The sequence below is a fragment of the Singulisphaera chitinilytica genome, assembly GCF_049331405.1.
Classification (GTDB): domain Bacteria; phylum Planctomycetota; class Planctomycetia; order Isosphaerales; family Isosphaeraceae; genus PoT.
In genome coordinates this window covers 6,225,749-6,243,178 of record NZ_CP186274.1, presented here as the reverse complement: position 1 = coordinate 6,243,178, position 17,430 = coordinate 6,225,749, and the positions used below count along the sequence as shown (strand labels likewise).

Sequence of the window (17,430 nt, the reverse complement as noted above, 5' to 3'; positions counted from 1 at the left end):
GGGCCAACGTTCGTTACGAGGCGGCCGGGGCGGCCGGGGTCGCGGCCGGCTCAGCGGCAGCGGCGGCGGGGGGCTCCGGAAGCTTCCAGTCCTCGCCGGGCGCGGGCTTGGTGACCCCGTAACGGGTCAGCAGGGCCTGAACCTTCTCGCTCGGCTGGGCGCCGACCGACAGCCAGTAGCGGATCCGGTTGACGTTGAGGACGGTGCGGGCATCGACGTTGCGGACCATCGGGTCGTGGTGCCCGAGTTCCTCGATCGCACGCCCATCTCGGGGGCTGCGGGCGTCCATCGCACAGATGCGGAAGAACGGGCGATGACGACGGCCGAACGATTTCATGCGGATACGGACCACTCGAAAACTCCTGCAAGAACCAGCCGGCTCGGACGCATGGCAAGACCTTCGGGAACCCTTCACACTTCCTCAAAAGGACAAGGCCGGTCCCGAGCCAACGGCGGCCTTGCGTCGCGGCGAGAATTGCTCTCCCGCTCCATCCCCTATCGATCGGATCAAAACGGAAACAAAAGGGGGACATCCTCCCCGGGACCCTTCCGTGAACGGTCCTCGAAATTCGCCACCCCTGTCGGGAGGGAAAGGGAGATTGTAACCAGGTCGCATCCGCGTTGGGAACACGGATGCGGCCGGATTTTTCCTCCGAGACGGACTGATCGGCTTTTCCGGGATAATCGGCCGCAGTGGGGCCCTTCGCTCCTCAGCGGTCAACCTTCCCGGTTGTTCTTCTCCTCGCGGCGCTTCTTGCGCTCGTCCTTCTCGCGTTGTTTGCGGGCCTTTTCCCGTTCCTTGGGAGTGAGCCGCTTGCCGCCGCCGGACTTGGGGGCCATGAGCTTCGCACCCGGGTTGAAGGCCCCGGCCTGGCCCAGGCCGGCCATGGTGCGGAGCCTGTCGAGCATGCTCATCTGCGACATCTTCTTGACGACGGCCGCCATGGCGTCGAACTGTTTGACCAGCCCCGAGATGTCGGAAGGCTCGACGCCCGCACCGGCCGCGATCCGGCGGCGACGCGAGATGTCGATCATGTGCGGGTTGCTGCGCTCGGCGGGTGTCATGCTATCGATGATGCCCTGGATCCGCTTCACCTCGCCGTCGGCGTCGAGCTCGTCGAGGTTCACCGGCATCTGGCTCATGCCGGGGATCAGGCCGACGAGGTCGCGAAGCGACCCCATCTTCTTCATCTGCGAGATCTGCTGGCGGAAGTCGTTGAGGTCGAACTTGCCCTTGGACAGCTTCTCCTGCTGCCGGGCAGCTTCCTCCTCGTCCATCACCGACTGGGCGGCCGAGACCAGGCCCACGATGTCGCCCATGCCGAGCATCTGGCCGACGAGCCGCTCGGGCTCGAACGCCTCGAGCTTGTCGAGCTTCTCCCCCTTGCCGACGAACTTGACCGGGACCCCCGTCACCTTGCGGACCGAGAGCGCCGCGCCGCCGCGGGCGTCGCCGTCGAGCTTGGTGAGGATCACGCCGTCGAGTTCGAGCGCCTTGTTGAACGCGCCCGCGGACGAGACCGCGTCCTGGCCGGTCAGGGCGTCGCAGACGAAGAAGACCTGATGCGGCTTGACCTTCTTCTCGATCTGCTGGAGCTCGGCCATCAGCTCGTCGTCGACGTGGAGCCGGCCGGCGGTGTCGAGGATGACGGTGTCGCGTCCCTGGCGGTTCGCCTCCAGGAGGGCGTCCTGGCAGACCTTCACCGGGTTCGAGCTCGCCTCGCTGTAGACGGGGACCTGCAACTGCTGGCCGATGACCTTGAGCTGCTCGATGGCCGCGGGGCGCTGGAGGTCGGCGGCGACGAGGAGCGGCTTGCGACCTTGCGAGGCCAGCAACCGTGCGAGCTTGCCGCAGGTCGTCGTCTTGCCCGAACCCTGGAGGCCGCAGAGCATGATGACGGTCAGGCCCGACTTCTCGATCCGGATCGACGGATCGACGGGGCCCATCAGCTCGACGAGCTCGTCGTGGACGATCTTGACGATCTGCTGCTCGGGGCGGACGCTCTTGATGAGGAGTTGGCCGACGGCCTTCTCGCCCACCTTGGCCATGAATTCCTGGACCACCTGATAGTGGACGTCCGCCTCGAGCAAGGCGGTGCGGACCTCGCGGAGGCCTTCCTGGATATTGGCCTCCGTCAGGACTCCACGCGCGCGGAAGCGTCCAAATGCGGTCGAGAGGCGTTTCTGAAGGTCATCGAACATGGCCTGGTCCGTTCCCATGTACAGCGGATCGCGAACCTACCACAATAATGACTCTCACAACCTCTCGCAACGCCAAGGTCGAGCGAGGTCGGAGTGCCACCGGAGGTTGCCGAAGCTCGCCTCTCAATCGCTCGACCCGTCGACGCCCGGACCGGCTCCCAGCCTCTCATTGAGGTAGAGGACCATCACCTCCTTCAACTCCCCGAGGACGACCTCACGGACGCCGGCCTCGTTCTCGGCGTCGACCCTCGCGGCGGCCTTCATGAGCTGGATGACGAGCAGGGCGGCGGCCTCAACACGCTCGAGGGGCAGTTCCGGGGCCCTGACGCGGAGGATCCGGGTGACATATCGTCGGAGGAGCAGCCTCAGCTCCAGGGCCCGAGCCGAGGCGTCCTGACGCGACTCCAGCAGGGTCGACACCACGGCCCGCTCCTGCTGCATGCCGGGCAGGACTCTGAGCAAGAGTTCCGCCAGTTCGGGGAGGGAGATCGCGGCCGCCCGCTCCTCGATCGCGCCCAGCGCGACCACGACCTGCTCGCCGAATCGCTCGAGGAGCGCCTCGGCCAGCGATTCCTTGCTCGGGAAGAACTGGTAGAGCGACCCGATCGGGGCGCCCGCCCGCGCCGCCACCTCGGTCATGGTGACGGCGTCGTAACTCTTCTCCGCGAAGAGGGAAAGGGCGGCTTCCATGAGGGAGGCAACCCTGCGCTTGCCGCGCTCTCGCTGAGGGGCGCGAGCCGTAATTCTCTCCCTGGGACTTGACATTTGCGAGGATATCCTCATAAATCTGTTTGCGAGGCTTACCTCATGTTATCAGATGCGGGTCGGCCTCGCACGTCCCCCGAGCGGCGTCGGTGCGCTCGGGAGGTTTTATTGGTAACGCGATACGGCCGGAGGTTGATTCCCAAGATGGATCACGAAGCCCATGCGACGACGTTGGAACCGGTGAAGACGACGCGATGGTATCACCTCATCGCCTACGTCTTCGGCGGCATCTTCCTCACCAATGCGATCCCCCACCTGGTCAAGGGACTCTCGGGCGAGCCCTTCCAGAGCCCCTTCGCGACGCCCTCGGGGAGGGGGCTCTCGTCGTCGACGGTGAACACGCTCTGGGGGATGTTCAACCTGATTGTGGCCTACGGGCTGACATTGAAGGTCGGGCGATTCGACCTCAGGCGCACGGCCCATGCGGCCGCGCTGGTCGTCGGGGCGTTGCTCATCGGCCTGATGCTCGCCAAACACTTCGGCGAACTCCACGGCGGAAACCTCTGAGATCGAACGACGATCCCCCCAGATCCAGATCCGTTCAGATCTCGCCCCCATGTCGAGAAGGTTCGACGAATCCGGGATTTTGATTGCCCACTTTACCCTCCTTGTGTCGATACCGTTCCTTGTGACGGCCGAGGAAGGCCGGTTCAGAGTCTCCACGCGGAATCCCCCTCCGCGAGGGCTCGCCTCAAGGAGGAGGAGTCTGACATGCTACCCGTGCGCAAGCTGGTCGTCCTTGCGTTACTCGCGATCGGTCTCGAAGCGCGGGCGCAGGATGCCCTCATCCCCGGTGCGTCGGTCCCCGTGCCCCCGCAAGGGGTCTATCACCTGACGCTCGAGGACGCGAAGCAGCGGGCCCTGACCATGAACAAGGAACTCGGGCTCGCCGACCTCGGGGTCCGCGAGAAGGCCGAGGCCACGGCGGCGGCCAAGACCGACTACCTGCCCAAGCTCCTGGGCAACGTGACCTACCTGCACTTCAACACCGACCTAGGCACGGTCAACACGGTCAGAACGGGCCGACTCGGCATCCTCCCCCCCGGCACGCGCACCGTGGCCGTCAACGCCCTCAACCAGGACAGCAGCTTCGCCGCCATCACGCTCGCGCAGCCGATCACGAAGCTGATCGCGGTGAACGCTGCGGTCAAGATCGCGAAGGCGGACGAGGAGATCGCGAAGGCGCAGTACGCCAAGGGGACGCGAGACCTGCTCTCGGGCGTCGCCCAGGCTTTCTATGGCCTGCACGGGGCGCAGAAGATCGAGGGGGCCCTGCGTCTCCAGGTCGGATATGCCGAGCAGCTCTCCCGGGTCAAACCCTCGCCGGAGGTCCGCATCGCAGCCATCGAGGCGAAGCAGGCGTTGAACCAGGTCCACGGCCAGGCGGCCGACATCGCCGAAGTGCTCAACAGCCTGGTCGGACTCCCAGCCGGGACGATCCTCGTGCTCGTCGAGCCGATGCCCCCGGCGCCCCCGGTCCACTCGGCCGATGAGGCGGCGAGCCTCGCGATCGCCTGCAACCCGCAGATCCAGGAGGCGATGGCCACGTCCCAGAAGGCCGACGCCGCGCTCCAGGTGGCGAAGTCCGAGTTCCTGCCCGACGTCAACATCTTCGGCTCGTACTTCAACCAGACCGCGGCCCCGGTCATCCAGGACAATTTCGGGGCCTTCGGGGTCACGGCATCATACACGTTCGTCGATTGGGGAAAGCGCCGGCACGTCAAGCACCAGCGTCTCTTCCAGGTCTCCCAGGCCCAGCAGAACATCCAGGTGACCATCGACAAGGTCGCTCTCGAGGCCAGGAAGGCGTACGCCGCGTTCGAGCAGGCTACCGAGGCTCTGGGCCTCGCCAACGAGATGGTCGGGGCACGCAGGGACTCCGAGAAGACGATCAAGGCCCCCGCCGCGCTCCAGGACGCGAAGGTCGCCACCTCGAAGGCCGAGCTCGAGCAACTGCACGCCGAGGCCGACTACCGCGTCGCGCATGCGAAGCTGCTGGAGGTCATCGGGGCTAACTGACCGATCGCAGCGAGGAAATGCCTTGGCCCGACGGAAGGCTCGCCGGGCCGCGACGGACCGGCGGCGGACCGAACCGCCTCGACATGGACTTGACCTCGCCCCAGGCCAGATCCTCGGGGTCGAAGAGGGAGAAGAGCCTCGAGAGGTTGACCGGCTTGGCGAGGTAGACGTGCGGGGAGCCGTCGTCGCCGGCCCTCGGGCCCGACACGTCCTCGGTCCCCGAGATCACGACCACCCGGGATTGGAGCCCCAGCGCCTCGACCCGGTCGATCATCATCTCCCCCTCGCGGCCCGAGTCAGGCAGGTCGAGCAGAACGCAACTCGGCCCCAGGTGCAGGTGGCCGAAGCCTTCGAGGGTCGTCAAGGCCGTGAGTGTCCTCCAGCCGGCCTGTCGGAAGATGAGGTCCAGGGCCCGCCTCGTGCCGGTGTGGCCCGCGATGATGAGCACGGTTCGCGTAAGTCGACTCATAAGATTCTATCGATCCCGCCGTGGGCATCAAGTTTGACCGCCATGGTCGCTCCCCGGTCTCGGGGATGAATGCACCGCACCGATGGTCGTCGCCTTCGGGACAGCTTCGTCCCTACAATTAAGGCTTGAGAATCAAGGCAAAGGGGCAGGGTGGAATTCCTCCGTCTGCCTTCGCAAACCGCCGACACGCGGAATGGGAGTCGGCGACGGGTCCGCCATGGGCCAATTTCTGCGCAAAGAAAGCGGCCTCCCCGCCTAGAAACTCGGGCTGGGTGTCCCGGGGGTTCCCGGCGTCGAACCGGAATCGAATGGAGAGATCGACGCCAGCCCGTAATAAAACCATAGGTCACATTTTTTGTCCTGCATCCTTTAGCTTTAATTTCCCATCACATCCCGATCAGAAACCAATCGCCCGTAGTCGTCTCGGGCCGGTGTTTGGTAACCAACGAATCTTTTGGGAATCCCGACGCTCACCGGCGTCGAGACCTGTCCGGTCCTCGGAGTGCATGCCCCCTGGTTGGAGGGGCCGGCCCTCGGCTGGTTCCCGGCAAATGTCTCGTCGAGGCGTAACTCAGGCCCCTCATTTGCTTGGATCCGGATGAAGGCCCGGCGGCGGGACATTCCATCCTCCTCAATGGAGAGGGATGCGCCCCGCGGCCCGGTATGGTCCTTATGTACAACCGCCGCGCCGGGCTCCCGGGGCCGTCCATGCACTGGTTTTCCGATCTCCTCCAGATGGCGATGTCACCGTCGAAGACGGTCCGACTTCGCATCCTCATCGCCGAGGACTATGGCGACCTCGCCACGGTCACGTCGCTGCTCCTGGGCCACTACGGATTCGAGGTCAAGGAGGTCCTGAATGGGGCACTTGTCTATCCGACCGCCCTCACCTTCCGGCCCCATTTCATCCTGATGGACATCCGCCTGCCGGGCCTCGACGGGTTCAAGGCCGCCGAATTGATCCGAGAAGACCCCGACCTGAAGTCGGTGGTCATCATCGGGATCTCGGCCTACGCCCCCTACATGCATCCCGACGCCGCCCGGAAGGCGGGGTTCGACTACTACTTCAGCAAGCCGGTCGACTTCGCCGACCTCCTCCCAATCCTGGCCAAACGCCTCAACTGACGCCCGCCTCGCTCGACACTCCCCGCTTCGCGCCGACTCATCCGCGTGACATCGATCGTCTCTCACCGCTTAATCCGGCCTTCAAGGACTCGAAAGAAAGCTGCTTGCCGGCCCGCACTCGAGCGGGGAGCAAGGGAGCGCCCCATGCCCCAGACTCGAGCCTCGACATCGATCCAGTCGATTCGGCACAGCGACACGACCTTCACCCTGGAGATCGGATTCTCGTCCGGGCGGGCCCGGCTGTATCGGGCCGTGGTGACCCTGGTCTACGACCGATTCATCAAAGCCGGCTCGCATGACGCGTTCTTCCGCGAGTTCATCAAGGATTCATACCCCTGCGTGATCATCGAATCAGGGCCCGCCCGAAATCTCGTCCTCTCGATTCCCCACGACCGATAGAATAGTATCGGTAGTGTCGTCGTCGCTTGAACGTATCGGCAAGGCGGCGATCCGTGCAGTCACGTTGCTCTGGATGGAGGGACGGGCCATGAAGATCGGTGTGGGTTCGTGGACGCGAGTCGGCCTGGCGCTCCTGGCCCTGGCCACGATCCCGGGCTCGAGGGCCTGGTCGCAGGCGTATCCCGGGCCGTATGTGAACCTGACCGCGGGGGGACTGACCCCGCTACCCCCGCCGCCCCCCAAGGGGGCCTGGGGCGAAGTGATCATGTCCAACTCCAAGTGGTTGGTCGTGCAGAATCATGAAGGACAGCAGTTCCCGATCTCATGGGAGTCGGTCAGCCAGTACCTCGTCCGCTGGCCGACGAACGCCGCCGCCCTCACGAACCGCTCGTTGATCGAGGCCATCGGCCTCGACCTCGGCTCGAACACGGTCCGGACCGATCACCTCGACGTCTATGAAGGGACCGACCAGACCCTGGTGACGGCGACGAACAAGAGCGTGCTACCAACCAACTCGGTGGTCACCACGATCGACCCGACGTTCAACCGGTTCATGAACGCGTTCGACATCGCCGGACAGAACACGCTCTACGGCTGGGCCTACCCGATCGATCCCGGCACGAACGGGATCCCGGGGCAGTTGTACGTCGTGGGCAACGCCCTCGGCCTGGATCCGCTCCGCGTCGGGACTCCGGGCAACAACGTCGCCACGATCGTCCCGGACGCCTCGGGTTCGTTCACGATGACCCAGGTCACCCGCGGGACCCAGTCGTTCGCCGAGAAGGGGGATATTGTCTTCCTCACCCCGGTCGACCTGAACCCGAAGAGCCTGGTCCTCAACCAGCTCGTCGTCTACAAGAAAATCCCCCGCAGCCGGTTCGTCGCCGAATGAGGCTCCTCGGCCGGAGGCCGAGGTATCAGGAAGGCCCCCCGAGGGGGCCCGATACGTGAGGAAGCCCCCGTTGGGGGCGATGACTTGAGTCGCTCCGTCGGAGCCCGGTACATGCGGTAGCCCCCGCGGGGGGCGTAAGGCCAGGAAGGCCCCCTCGGGGCCTACGGGGTTACTCCAGGTTCAACTCGCCCTGCCGACGATCCAGCTCATCCTGCTCGCGGATGTACTGCCGCACCCGGGCCTCATCAAGGCCCACCGTGCTCACGCAATAACCCGTCGCCCAGAAATGCAGGCCCGTCATCCGGCGACTCCTTCAACAGCTCACGATGGATCCGGACGGCGCTCTTGCCCTTCAGGAACCCGATCGTGTTCGCCACGCTATACTTGGGCGGTATGCTCAAGCACAGGTGGATGTGGTCGGGCATCGCGTGCCCTTCCAACAGATCGATCCCGCGTTGACGGCACAATTCCCGAAGGATCGGGCCGATCTGATGCCGAAGCCTTCCGTAGAAGACTTTGCGGCGGTACTTCGGTATGATCACGACGTGGTACTTGCATTCCCACCGGACATGGGAAAGGCTCTGCCATTCGTGCATAGGCTCCTCCTTCCTGCCCCTCGGGGCCTTCCTGGAAGGAGGAGCCTATTTCATTGCACGTCGGATCGCTCGAAGCTCTTCGGGTCGCACGGCCAGAGGCCGTGGATTTATGACGTATTAAGTCAAGCCGAGCGAGCCAGCCGGAATCCGATTGAGATTGAGAGAACGGCCTCGATGGCCCACCAGCCATCGGGGCCGCTCTTCTTTTTCGCCTCAGGCTCCCGGCGCGAGCCCGGCCTTGAGATTCAGGGCGGCCGGTTCGTTCGGCTTGACGATCGGCTTCTTGGGCTCGGCGGGCGCGTCGGCGTCAAGCGGGGCGGAGTCGGCGTCGCTCGGCTGGTAGAGCGGCAGGTAGCGGTAATAGACCTCGAGGGTGAGCAGGGAGAGGGCCGTCAGGAAGAGCCGGCCGCCCGAGGCCCCCCAGCGGTCGGGCTGGGGCAGGCGAGGGTCCCAGCTCCCGCGGTCGCAGCCTTTGCCCGCAATCTGCATCACGATCAGGCCCTCGCGCACCTGCACATTCCAGCGCTTCCAGTCCTTGTTCTGCATGTTGTGCAGGAGCTGGGTCGCGTAATACCAGTAATAGATGTTGCGATCCTGGGAGTTCATCAGGTGGTTCGCGACCTGCGAGGCCCCCTTGACCAGCGGGGGGAAGTTGCGCGGCCAGCCGAGGTACTGGCGGCTCAACAGGGCCTCGGCCGTCATGACGGGGGAGACATCCCGGCCGGGCTGATAGCCATACATCGTCTTGCTCGCGTCGGTCGCGGCCAGGTCGAGGTAGGTCTTGCATCCCTTGAGCGCATTGATGGGGATCTTCAGGCCCGAGAGCCGGGCGCTCCTCAGGGCGAACATCTGCCAGCCGAAGACCGACGTGTCGCCGGGCTGGGTCGGGAAATACCGCCAGCCGCCGTCCGCGCTGTTCTGCGACTCGATGATGAAGTTGATCGCCTTCTGGGCGGGGCCCCGCAGGGTCTGGTCCTGGGACAATCCGTAGGCCTCGCAGACGGCCATGGTGGCGATCGCGTGGCTATACATCCGGGCGCTGTTGCTGCCACCGATGAAGAAGTCGCCCGTGTCCTGCTGACGCTCGACCAGCCACTCGAGCCCCTTGCGGACGTTCCCCTGATATCGGCTCTTGGCGGTGTGGATGTGCCCCGCGCCCAGGAGCGGCAAGAGTGCCAGGCCGGTCGCTGCGGTGTCGGACTCCATGGCGACCTGCTCGGGGCAACCGTCGCCGTCCCGGCATTGGCCGTGGAAGTTGAGGCTCCAGCCGCCGTCCTCGCGCTGGTGCCGGATCAGCCAGTCAATGCCGTCCTCGACGGCCTTCTCCGACCGCGCCGTCCCCCCTTCGCGACGCACGAGCTTCGCCTTCGATTCCCCCTGCCTGCCGGAGAACGGGGCGATCAGGCTCTCGGCGTGCAGGGCGTACGGCAGGCCTCGACCCGAGCCTCCCCTTCCGCCCCTGGCCCTCGCCCCCTTGGGCTCTGGGCCGGGCGCCGTCTCCATGGGCATCTCGGGCGCCGCGAGCTCGGGGGCGAACTCCGTGAGGTCGGGCATCTTCGGCTGGACGATCTCCTCGGCATCGAGCGGCGAGGGCTTGAGCGCCAGGGAGGGGGATTCTTCATTCTTCAGGGTCGTGAACGGATCCCCCGCGATCTTGGCGGGCACTAGCGAGGTCACGTCGTCGGATAGCTGCGAGGGGAGGCTCGCCTGGATCACCGCCTCCTTACGGGCGCCGGTGTGGGTGTAGAAGTAGAGGGCCAGGAGCAGGATCGCGATCGCGTGGAGCAGCAGGCTGGTCCCCCACGAAGGGAGCCAGAGCAGGATCAGGGGTGCCAGCCGGTCGAGCCGACGCACCAATCGGCGAAACTGGATGCGTGCGAGACGCGTGAGACGGGGGCGCTTCGTGGGCGGCATCGGGGAACCCGTCCGTCATTGGGGAAAGGGCCATCCTGAATGTCCATGACATTGTATTCGTCCGTGCCCGCGCCGCTAAGGGTTTCGCCGAGAATCCGGCCCCCGTTTCGCGCAAAGGTTTGTATGTTTCGATACAACCCCCGCGTCGACGCGAGGCTTACTCCGAGACGACTTCGACCTCGGCCCAGCCCAACCCTTGGAGCGGGCCGAGCACCTTCGAGGCGTCCGCGACCACGACGAAGGTCAGCGACTCCGGGTGGATCCGGCGCGAGCCCGCGGCCCTCATCGAGTCGACGCTGATCGAGGCCAGCCGCCCGGCGAACTGCGCGTGGTAGTCGGTCGGCAGGCCGTGGATGAACAGCCCGGCATAACGCGCGACCAGCGACGACGGGGTCTCGAACTGCCGGGCCTGCCCCTCGATCAACGATCGCCGGGCATCATCCAGTTCCGATTCGGTCGGCGGACGATCGGTCAGCAGGGCCTCGACCTCCCCGCGCAGGTCCTCAATCGCCTCGGCAAGCCGGTCGCTCTGGAGGCTCGCGGCGACGACGAAAGGCCCGGCACTCCGGCGCACGTCGAAGCTGCTGCGGATCCCGTAGGTGAACCCTTTTTCCTCGCGGAGCTTCGCGTTGAGCCTTGAGGAGAACTGACCGCCGAGGATCTGGTTCAGGACGAGCAGGTCGGTGTAGTCGGGGTCGAGCCGATGGACCCCGACGTGCCCCGCATGCACCACCGCCTGGGGTGCCCCCGGGCGGTCAAGCAGGAGCAGTCGTCTTTGCGTGGGCAGGGCGGGGGCTTGCAGGGCGGGCCTGGTCGTCTCCGGCCCGACCCAACCGGCGAGCCTCTCGTCCAGCTCCTTCGCGACCCGGTCGATGTCGACGTCGCCGGCCACCACGCAGGCCGCGTTGAACGGGCCGTGATGCTCGGCATGGAACCGGCGGGCGTCGTCGAGGGTCAGCTTCGCGACGATCGCTTCCTCGCCATCGACGGGCGAGGAAAACGGGTGGTTGGCCGGGTAGAGGGCGTGGAGCAGGGCGCGATGGGCCCTGGACTCGGCGCGGTCGCGCTCGGCCTTGAGCCCGGCCATGGTCTGGGCGTGGATCCGGTTCCACTCCGCCTCGGGGAAGGTCGGGTTCCGGAGCACGTCGACGGCCAGGTCGAGGCTCGATTGCCAGTGCGGCGAGAGGCTCTGGAGGCTGACGTAGGCGCCATCCCAGCCGCAGCTCGTCGAGAGACTCGAGCCCATGGACTCGGCCGCGCGGGCGAGGTCGAGCGACGACCGCGTGGTCGTCCCCTCGTCCATCATCGACGCGGTGAGTTGCGCCAGGCCGTAGACCCCGGGGGCCTGGGTCCCGGCTCCACCCCCGCCGAGCGCCACGGTCGCCGCGATGATCGGCAGGTCCCTGCGCGGGAGCACCCAGAGCGGGATCCCGCAGGCGAGCGTCACCGTCTCGGGGCGAGGGGCGCTGAATGGCACGGCCGGGGCGCTCGAGGGGACGACCGAGCGATCGAGCGGCGGCAGGGTGGTCGCCGGCTTCTTCCCCTGGACCAGAAGCCGGATCGAATTCCGACCGATCAGGTGGCGTCTGGCCGCCGCCTGCATCTCCTCGCCTCGGACCGCCAGGTATCGCTCGAGGTCCTGCCGGAACCAGCCCGGGTCGCCTCGATACGTATTGTAGGCATTGAGGCGATCGGCCACGCCGCCGAACCCGCCGATGTTGTCCATCGCGTAGATGAACCCGGCCGTCCGCCCATTCTTGACCCGCTCGAGCTCATCCGCCTCGACCCCGCGCTCGGCGACCTCGGCCAGCTCCGACAGGACCAGGGCGCGGGCCTCTTCCCAGGACTCCCCGGGGCGGAGCGTCACCACGACGCCGAAGGTCCCGGCGAGCTCCCGGGCCGACTGCGAGACCGTCACGTCCTGGGCCAGACCCTTATCCACAACGAGCTTGCGATAGAGCCGGCTCGACTTGCCCCGGGCCAGGATGTCGGCCAGGAGCGTCAACGGGGCGTCGTCGTCCCCGAAATGGGCGACCGTCGGCCATACTTCATAATATCGATCTAATTCGACGCGGTCATTGAGAACGATCTCTTGACCTTGCGTCAGCTCAACCGTTGGCGCCCAGATCCGCAGGGACTTGGATCCCCCGGCGATCGGACCGAAGTAGCGCTCGGCCAATGCGAGGGCCTTATCCTCGTCGAGATCGCCGACGAGGCAGAGGCTCGCGTTGCTCGGCACGTAATAACGGAGGAAGAAAGCCTCGACGTCCTCGCGCGTGGCCGCCTCGACCTCTTCCATCAGGCCGATCGTGAGCCAGTTATAGGGGTGGTCGGGTGGATACAGTGACTCGGCCAGGATCCGGCCGACCATCCCATACGGGCGGTTCCCGTAGTTCTGCCGATACTCGTTCTTGACCACGTCCTTCTGGATCCGCAACTTCTCCTCGGTCAGGGCCGGGAGGAAGTGCCCCATCCGATCCGACTCCATCGCCAGGGCCCGCTCGAGATGGGCGGCGGGGAGGTCGACGAAATAATTCGTCCTGTCGGCGGAGGTGGAGCCGTTGATGCTCGCCCCGAGGCGCTGAAGCGGCTTAAAGAAGTCGCCGGGATAGTGCTCGGAGCCTTCGAACATGAGGTGTTCGAACAGGTGCGCAAAACCGCGCTGACGCCGCTCTTCGTTCTTGGATCCGACGTGATACCAGAGGTTCACGGCCACCAGGGGCAGGGGCCCTTGGCGCCTGATGATGACGTCAAGTCCGTTGGCGAGCGTGGTCTTTGTAAACGGGAATTCGGGGAAGAGGAGGGGCCATGTCATGGGGCGACGAACGTTCTCGGAGGTCGGCAAAGATTCTTGGTCACAAACTTACGATACCGCAAGTAAAGTTTCATGCCTATCCACCCGGGAATGGTCCGATTGGGAAGAGATTAGCCGTCCCCGGGACTTCGCCGGCTTTGATGCTTGACGAAACATGGGCGCGCATGCGAGTTTTTTCTCTTCCCGACCTTCCAACGAGCGATACAATGCCCCCATCAAGAAGTCTCGCCGGCCCGCCGGCGGCGCTTCGTTTGGGAAGGCTCGCTTTGAGGAGGGACGGCGGCCATCGCATCCGATCGACCGGGTCGGTTCGGTTCGAAGGGTCCGTTCCCGAGAGGCGAGGATCTCTGCACTCTTCCCGAGTTGGCTTCGTCCCCTCTTGCCGGCGTCACGGATCGCCAAGGGCTCGGGTGCGGCCGGCGACGGATTCTAGATAAGGTCGGGTCGTGAACTGGGACGACATCATCATCGATGCCGCGGCGACCGATACAGGGATGCGCCGTTCGAATAATCAAGATAGCTATTCGATCGTCCGCGCGTCCAATCCGGAGACCTGGCGGCAGCGCGGGCATCTCTTCATGGTGGCCGACGGGATGGGGGCCCATGCCGTCGGCGAGCTCGCCAGCAAGATGGCCTGCGACAACATCCCCCATAATTACAATAAGGCCAAGTCGGCCCCCTCGTCCGACGCCATCACCAAGGCGTATCGCGAGGTCGGTACACTGATCCACAGCCGGGCCACGGCCAATCGCGACTTCCAGGGGATGGGCACGACCTGCTCGACCCTGCTGCTGCTCCCGCAAGGGGCCCTCATCGCCCACGTCGGCGACTCGCGCGTCTATCGGATCCGCGAGGGGCGGATCGATCAGCTCTCGTTCGACCACAGCCTCGTCTGGGAGTTGGTCAAGCGCAAGCATCTGTCCCCCGAGAATGCCAACGTCGCCGTCCCCAAGAATGTGATCACGCGGAGCCTCGGGCCCGACCCGAGCGTCGAGGTCGACATCGAAGGGCCGCTCGCCGTCGCCCCCAACGACGTCTACTTGCTCTGCTCCGACGGGCTCTCCGGCCCCATCAACGACCCCGAGATCGGCGCATTCGCGGCCAACTTCCACCCCAAGGACGCCTGCCGGTTCCTCATCAACCTGGCCAACCTCCGGGGCGGGCACGACAACATCACCGTCGTCATCCTCCGGGTGGGCAACTGGGTCGAGCCCGACACGGCCGAGGACATGCCGGCCGACTCCGCCGCGCAGCCTTCGAGCAACGGCGGCAAGGCCGAGAAGAAGAAATTCAGCCTCACCAGCCTCTTCAGCGGCGGGAAGAAGAAAGGGGAGGCCGAAGTCGTCGAGGATCACCCCTATCGCTCGGCCGAATGCCCGATCACGCTCGAGCTGGTCGATCGGATCTCGGATCTGATCCGACGCGCCCAGGGGCACGCCATCGAGCAGGCCTGGTCCCTTGACTGGACCCAGTTCGCCCATTATCGTCGCCTCGAAGGTGAAGCCCGGGCCGCCGGCAACCTCCGGGCCGCCCTGAAGAACCTGGGCGAGATGCTGGTCCTGCTCGGCGTGGCCGCCCGCTTCCAGCGCAAGAGCCAGATGGTCTAACTCACACCTCGGATGGATGGGATCGGTCGGGCCATGAATTCCTCGCCTCGTCGCCCCGACATCGCCACATCCTGTGCGCGACCTCCTGCTGACGTCGAACTCTCCACGACCCCGCTGACGCCGCCGATCCACCTCAGCGTCGTCTATAAAATCGACGGCCTCGACCACGTCGACGCCCTGTACGAAGGGCGAGACTCCGGGTTCATCTACGCGCGAGACGGCCACCCCAATGCCGCCCAGCTCGGCGAGAAGATCGCCACGATCGAGGGGGCCGAGGCCGGGCTCGTCTGCGCCTCGGGTATGGCGGCCGAGGCCGCCGTATTCCTCGCCTTACTGGAGCAGGGGGGGGAGGTCGCCCTGTCCGAAGGGCTCTACGGGCGGACGGTGGCCCTGGTGGGCCGGGAACTGCCCCGGTTCGGGATCAAGCATCGCCTCTTCGACTCGACCCGCCCGGAGACGCTCCGCAAGGCCCTGACGCCCGCGACGAAGGTCATTTTCGCCGAGACGCTCTCGAACCCCTTGGTGAGGCTCGCCGACATCGCCGGGCTCGCCGACATCGGCCGCGCCGCGGGGGTCCCGTTCGCGATCGATCACACGTTCGCGCCTCTGCTCTGCCGCCCGCTCGAACTCGGGGCCGACTTCGTCGTCCATTCGGCCACCAAGCTCATCGGCGGGCATAGCGACCTGACCCTCGGGCTGGTCGCCACCTCGCGCGAGCGCATGGCCCGCGTCGCAACGGTGGCGTCGACCTTCGGGCTCGCCGGCAACCCGTTCGAGAGTTGGCTCGCCCTCAGGGGCTCGGCGACCCTCCCCGTGCGCTCGGCGCGGGCCTGTGCCACCGCCTTGACGCTGGCCGGGCACCTGGCCGGCGACAAACGCGTCGGGGCCGTCCACTATCCGGGGCTGCCGTCCCACCCCGACCACGAGCGGGCGTCGCGCGTGCTCCGCGGCGGCTTCGGGACCATCCTGACGATCGACCTCGGGGGCCGCGAACAGGCCGACGCCTTCATCCGGAACGCCCGCGAGATCCCGTTCGCCCCGAGCCTCGGCGACGTCGCCACCACACTCAGTCATCCCGCCACCACCAGCCACCGCGGCCAGTCGGCCGAGCAATGGGCGCGGCAGGGGATCACCCCCGGCCTCGTCCGCCTCTCCGTCGGCCTCGAACACCCCGACGACCTCTGGCACCAGATCGATCAAGCCCTCACATCTTGATCTTGCGCGATAGACGCCGAGCACCCCTTCCCGAATTCTTCACGAGATCCGCCGGAACAATTCCGCATGTGACTTATTCAACATGCCCAAGGGCGGCCGTCTTTGCCCAGCCAGCCTAGGGTTACATCCCTATGATTCTCATTGACGGTTGCGGTGGTGTCCGATAACGGTTGCACGGGATTCTACTGATGGGTAGGCTGTCGTCCAGGAACCGACCATCCAGATGGACCACGCCGGGGTGAATCATGCCCGCGGACGACCTCAGCCGCTTCTGTTGCCAGAACCCGGATTGCCCTCGCCACGGCGAGCGCGGGGCCGGCAACCTGTCCGTCTGCGACCGCTTCGCCAGGGGAGTCCACCGCCTCCTCTACTGCAACGCGTGCAAGGCCCGCTTCTCCGAGTTCAAGGGGACCCCGCTGTTCAATTCCAAGATCACGCACGAGAAGGCCATCGCGATCCTGGAGCACCTGGCCGAGGGATGTGGCATCCGCCTGACGGCGCGGCTGGTGGGCGTCAGTAAGGACACGGTCGGCCGCCTGGCCACGCTGGCCGGCCGGCACGCCCAAGCCGCCCACGACGAGTTGGTGGCCTTTTCCCCCCGCGACCCGCGAGGTCCAGCTCGACGAGAAGTGGGCGTTCGTGGGCAAGAAGCAGAGGAACTGCGACCTGGCGGAGCCCGACGACGCGCATCGCGGTGACTACTGGGACCACGTCGCGTACGACCCCGAGCATCGCCTGGTCCTGGCGGTCGTCCCCGGGGCGCGTACGGCCGAGAACGCCGAGGCGATCGTCGCCGAGGTGCGGGGCCGGCTCGGAGGCCGGGCCCCGGCCCTGATGACCGGCGATGAATATGCGCCCTACGAGGCGGCGATCGAGGGCGTCTTCGGAGAGGCCGAGCCGCGGGCACGCGGGCCGGGGCGACCGCGGCTGCTCCCCCGACGCCGGTTGCCGGAGGGATTCGTCTACGCGACGGTCCACAAGACGCGCGAGGGCAACCGCGTGATCGCCGTGGAATAACGCCTGATCTTCGGGTCGTCGGCCCGGCTGGAGGAGTCGTTGGGCGGATCGAAGGTCAGTCATCGGGTGAACACGTCTTTCGTCGAGCGTCAGCACGGGACCAACCGCGGATTCAACGCGAGGAAGGCGAGGAAGACCTACCGGTTCAGCAAGGATTGGGAAGCCCACGAGGCGATGACATACCTGACCATGTACGGCTACAACTTCTGCTGGCGCGTCCGGACCCTGCGGATCAAGGACGAGGCCGGCCGATGGCGAGAACGATCTCCCGCCATGGCGGCCGGGCTGACGGAGGCTTCAAGACAAATAATCAAAATGTTTATAAATAATTTGTCAAGTCAAGATTCTGATGTATCCTTGACGGATGGGTTTCGAGCGATTGTCCTTGACGGGAG

At 65.9% G+C, this 17,430-nt stretch carries 15 protein-coding genes and 1 pseudogene; 9 read left to right on the top strand and 7 right to left on the bottom strand.

Annotated elements, in window-relative coordinates; genetic code table 11:
• Positions 1-13 precede the first annotated feature (13 nt).
• The 3 genes from rpsP to ACOYYX_RS24795 all read right to left on the bottom strand — a co-directional run bounded on the left by rpsP (position 14) and on the right by ACOYYX_RS24795 (position 2,892).
• Complete coding sequence (gene rpsP, locus ACOYYX_RS24805) at positions 14-352, bottom strand: 30S ribosomal protein S16 (protein WP_422924701.1); 339 nt, start codon at positions 350-352, stop codon at positions 14-16.
• A gap of 365 nt (positions 353-717) precedes the next feature.
• Entirely contained in the window at positions 718-2,202 is a 1,485-nt protein-coding gene (gene ffh, locus ACOYYX_RS24800; protein ID WP_422931661.1) for a signal recognition particle protein, read from the bottom strand.
• Positions 2,203-2,325: 123 nt separating this feature from the next.
• Complete coding sequence (locus tag ACOYYX_RS24795) at positions 2,326-2,892, bottom strand: TetR/AcrR family transcriptional regulator (protein ID WP_422924699.1); 567 nt, start codon at positions 2,890-2,892, stop codon at positions 2,326-2,328.
• A gap of 219 nt (positions 2,893-3,111) precedes the next feature.
• Between ACOYYX_RS24795 and ACOYYX_RS24790 the strand changes: the two genes are divergently transcribed.
• Together ACOYYX_RS24790 and ACOYYX_RS24785 are read left to right on the top strand one after the other, a co-directional pair.
• Positions 3,112-3,474 (top strand): hypothetical protein, encoded by a 363-nt coding sequence (locus tag ACOYYX_RS24790; RefSeq protein ID WP_422924697.1) that lies wholly within the window; start codon positions 3,112-3,114, stop codon positions 3,472-3,474.
• 204 nt (positions 3,475-3,678) lie between these two features.
• Positions 3,679-4,986, top strand: coding sequence for a TolC family protein (locus ACOYYX_RS24785; RefSeq protein ID WP_422924695.1), 1,308 nt, complete (start codon positions 3,679-3,681; stop codon positions 4,984-4,986).
• Here the strand turns inward: ACOYYX_RS24785 and ACOYYX_RS24780 are convergent.
• A complete protein-coding gene (locus ACOYYX_RS24780) occupies positions 4,979-5,455 on the bottom strand; it encodes a hypothetical protein (protein WP_422924693.1) in 477 nt (158 codons plus the stop codon). The two genes, ACOYYX_RS24785 and ACOYYX_RS24780, sit on opposite strands and share 8 nt — an antisense overlap.
• Positions 5,456-6,163: 708 nt before the next feature.
• Between ACOYYX_RS24780 and ACOYYX_RS24775 the strand changes: the two genes are divergently transcribed.
• From ACOYYX_RS24775 to ACOYYX_RS24765, 3 genes are all read left to right on the top strand, one after another.
• Positions 6,164-6,580, top strand: a complete 417-nt coding sequence (locus ACOYYX_RS24775; protein WP_422924691.1) for a response regulator — start codon at positions 6,164-6,166, stop codon at positions 6,578-6,580.
• 144 nt (positions 6,581-6,724) lie between these two features.
• Complete coding sequence (locus tag ACOYYX_RS24770; RefSeq protein WP_422924690.1) at positions 6,725-6,979, top strand: KTSC domain-containing protein; 255 nt, start codon at positions 6,725-6,727, stop codon at positions 6,977-6,979.
• An 88-nt stretch (positions 6,980-7,067) separates the two neighbouring features.
• Positions 7,068-7,871, top strand: coding sequence for a hypothetical protein (locus tag ACOYYX_RS24765; protein WP_422924688.1), 804 nt, complete (start codon positions 7,068-7,070; stop codon positions 7,869-7,871).
• A gap of 169 nt (positions 7,872-8,040) precedes the next feature.
• Here the strand turns inward: ACOYYX_RS24765 and tnpA are convergent.
• The 3 genes and pseudogenes from tnpA to ACOYYX_RS24750 all read right to left on the bottom strand — a co-directional run bounded on the left by tnpA (position 8,041) and on the right by ACOYYX_RS24750 (position 13,196).
• A pseudogene (gene tnpA, locus ACOYYX_RS24760) lies at positions 8,041-8,467 on the bottom strand (IS200/IS605 family transposase).
• A 213-nt stretch (positions 8,468-8,680) separates the two neighbouring features.
• Complete coding sequence (locus ACOYYX_RS24755) at positions 8,681-10,381, bottom strand: prenyltransferase/squalene oxidase repeat-containing protein (RefSeq protein ID WP_422924686.1); 1,701 nt, start codon at positions 10,379-10,381, stop codon at positions 8,681-8,683.
• A gap of 157 nt (positions 10,382-10,538) precedes the next feature.
• On the bottom strand, positions 10,539-13,196 hold the full coding sequence (locus ACOYYX_RS24750) for a M16 family metallopeptidase (RefSeq protein ID WP_422924684.1): 2,658 nt from the start codon (positions 13,194-13,196) through the stop codon (positions 10,539-10,541).
• Positions 13,197-13,690: 494 nt separating this feature from the next.
• On the opposite strand from ACOYYX_RS24750, the gene ACOYYX_RS24745 reads away from it, so the two are divergent.
• From ACOYYX_RS24745 to ACOYYX_RS24730, 4 genes are all read left to right on the top strand, one after another.
• The gene (locus ACOYYX_RS24745; protein ID WP_422924682.1) at positions 13,691-14,803 is read left to right on the top strand and encodes a PP2C family protein-serine/threonine phosphatase; all 1,113 of its coding nucleotides are present in this window, start codon (positions 13,691-13,693) and stop codon (positions 14,801-14,803) included.
• Between the two features lie 33 nt (positions 14,804-14,836).
• Positions 14,837-16,018: a trans-sulfuration enzyme family protein gene (locus ACOYYX_RS24740; RefSeq protein ID WP_422924680.1), complete on the top strand. Its 1,182-nt coding sequence runs from the start codon at positions 14,837-14,839 to the stop codon at positions 16,016-16,018.
• Between the two features lie 245 nt (positions 16,019-16,263).
• Positions 16,264-16,716 carry a helix-turn-helix domain-containing protein gene (locus tag ACOYYX_RS24735; protein ID WP_422924678.1) on the top strand — a complete coding sequence of 151 codons (453 nt, stop codon included), beginning with the start codon at positions 16,264-16,266 and terminating at the stop codon, positions 16,714-16,716.
• A complete protein-coding gene (locus ACOYYX_RS24730; RefSeq protein WP_422924676.1) occupies positions 16,658-17,035 on the top strand; it encodes a hypothetical protein in 378 nt (125 codons plus the stop codon). Before ACOYYX_RS24735 ends, ACOYYX_RS24730 begins: the two co-directional genes overlap by 59 nt.
• Positions 17,036-17,430 lie beyond the last annotated feature (395 nt).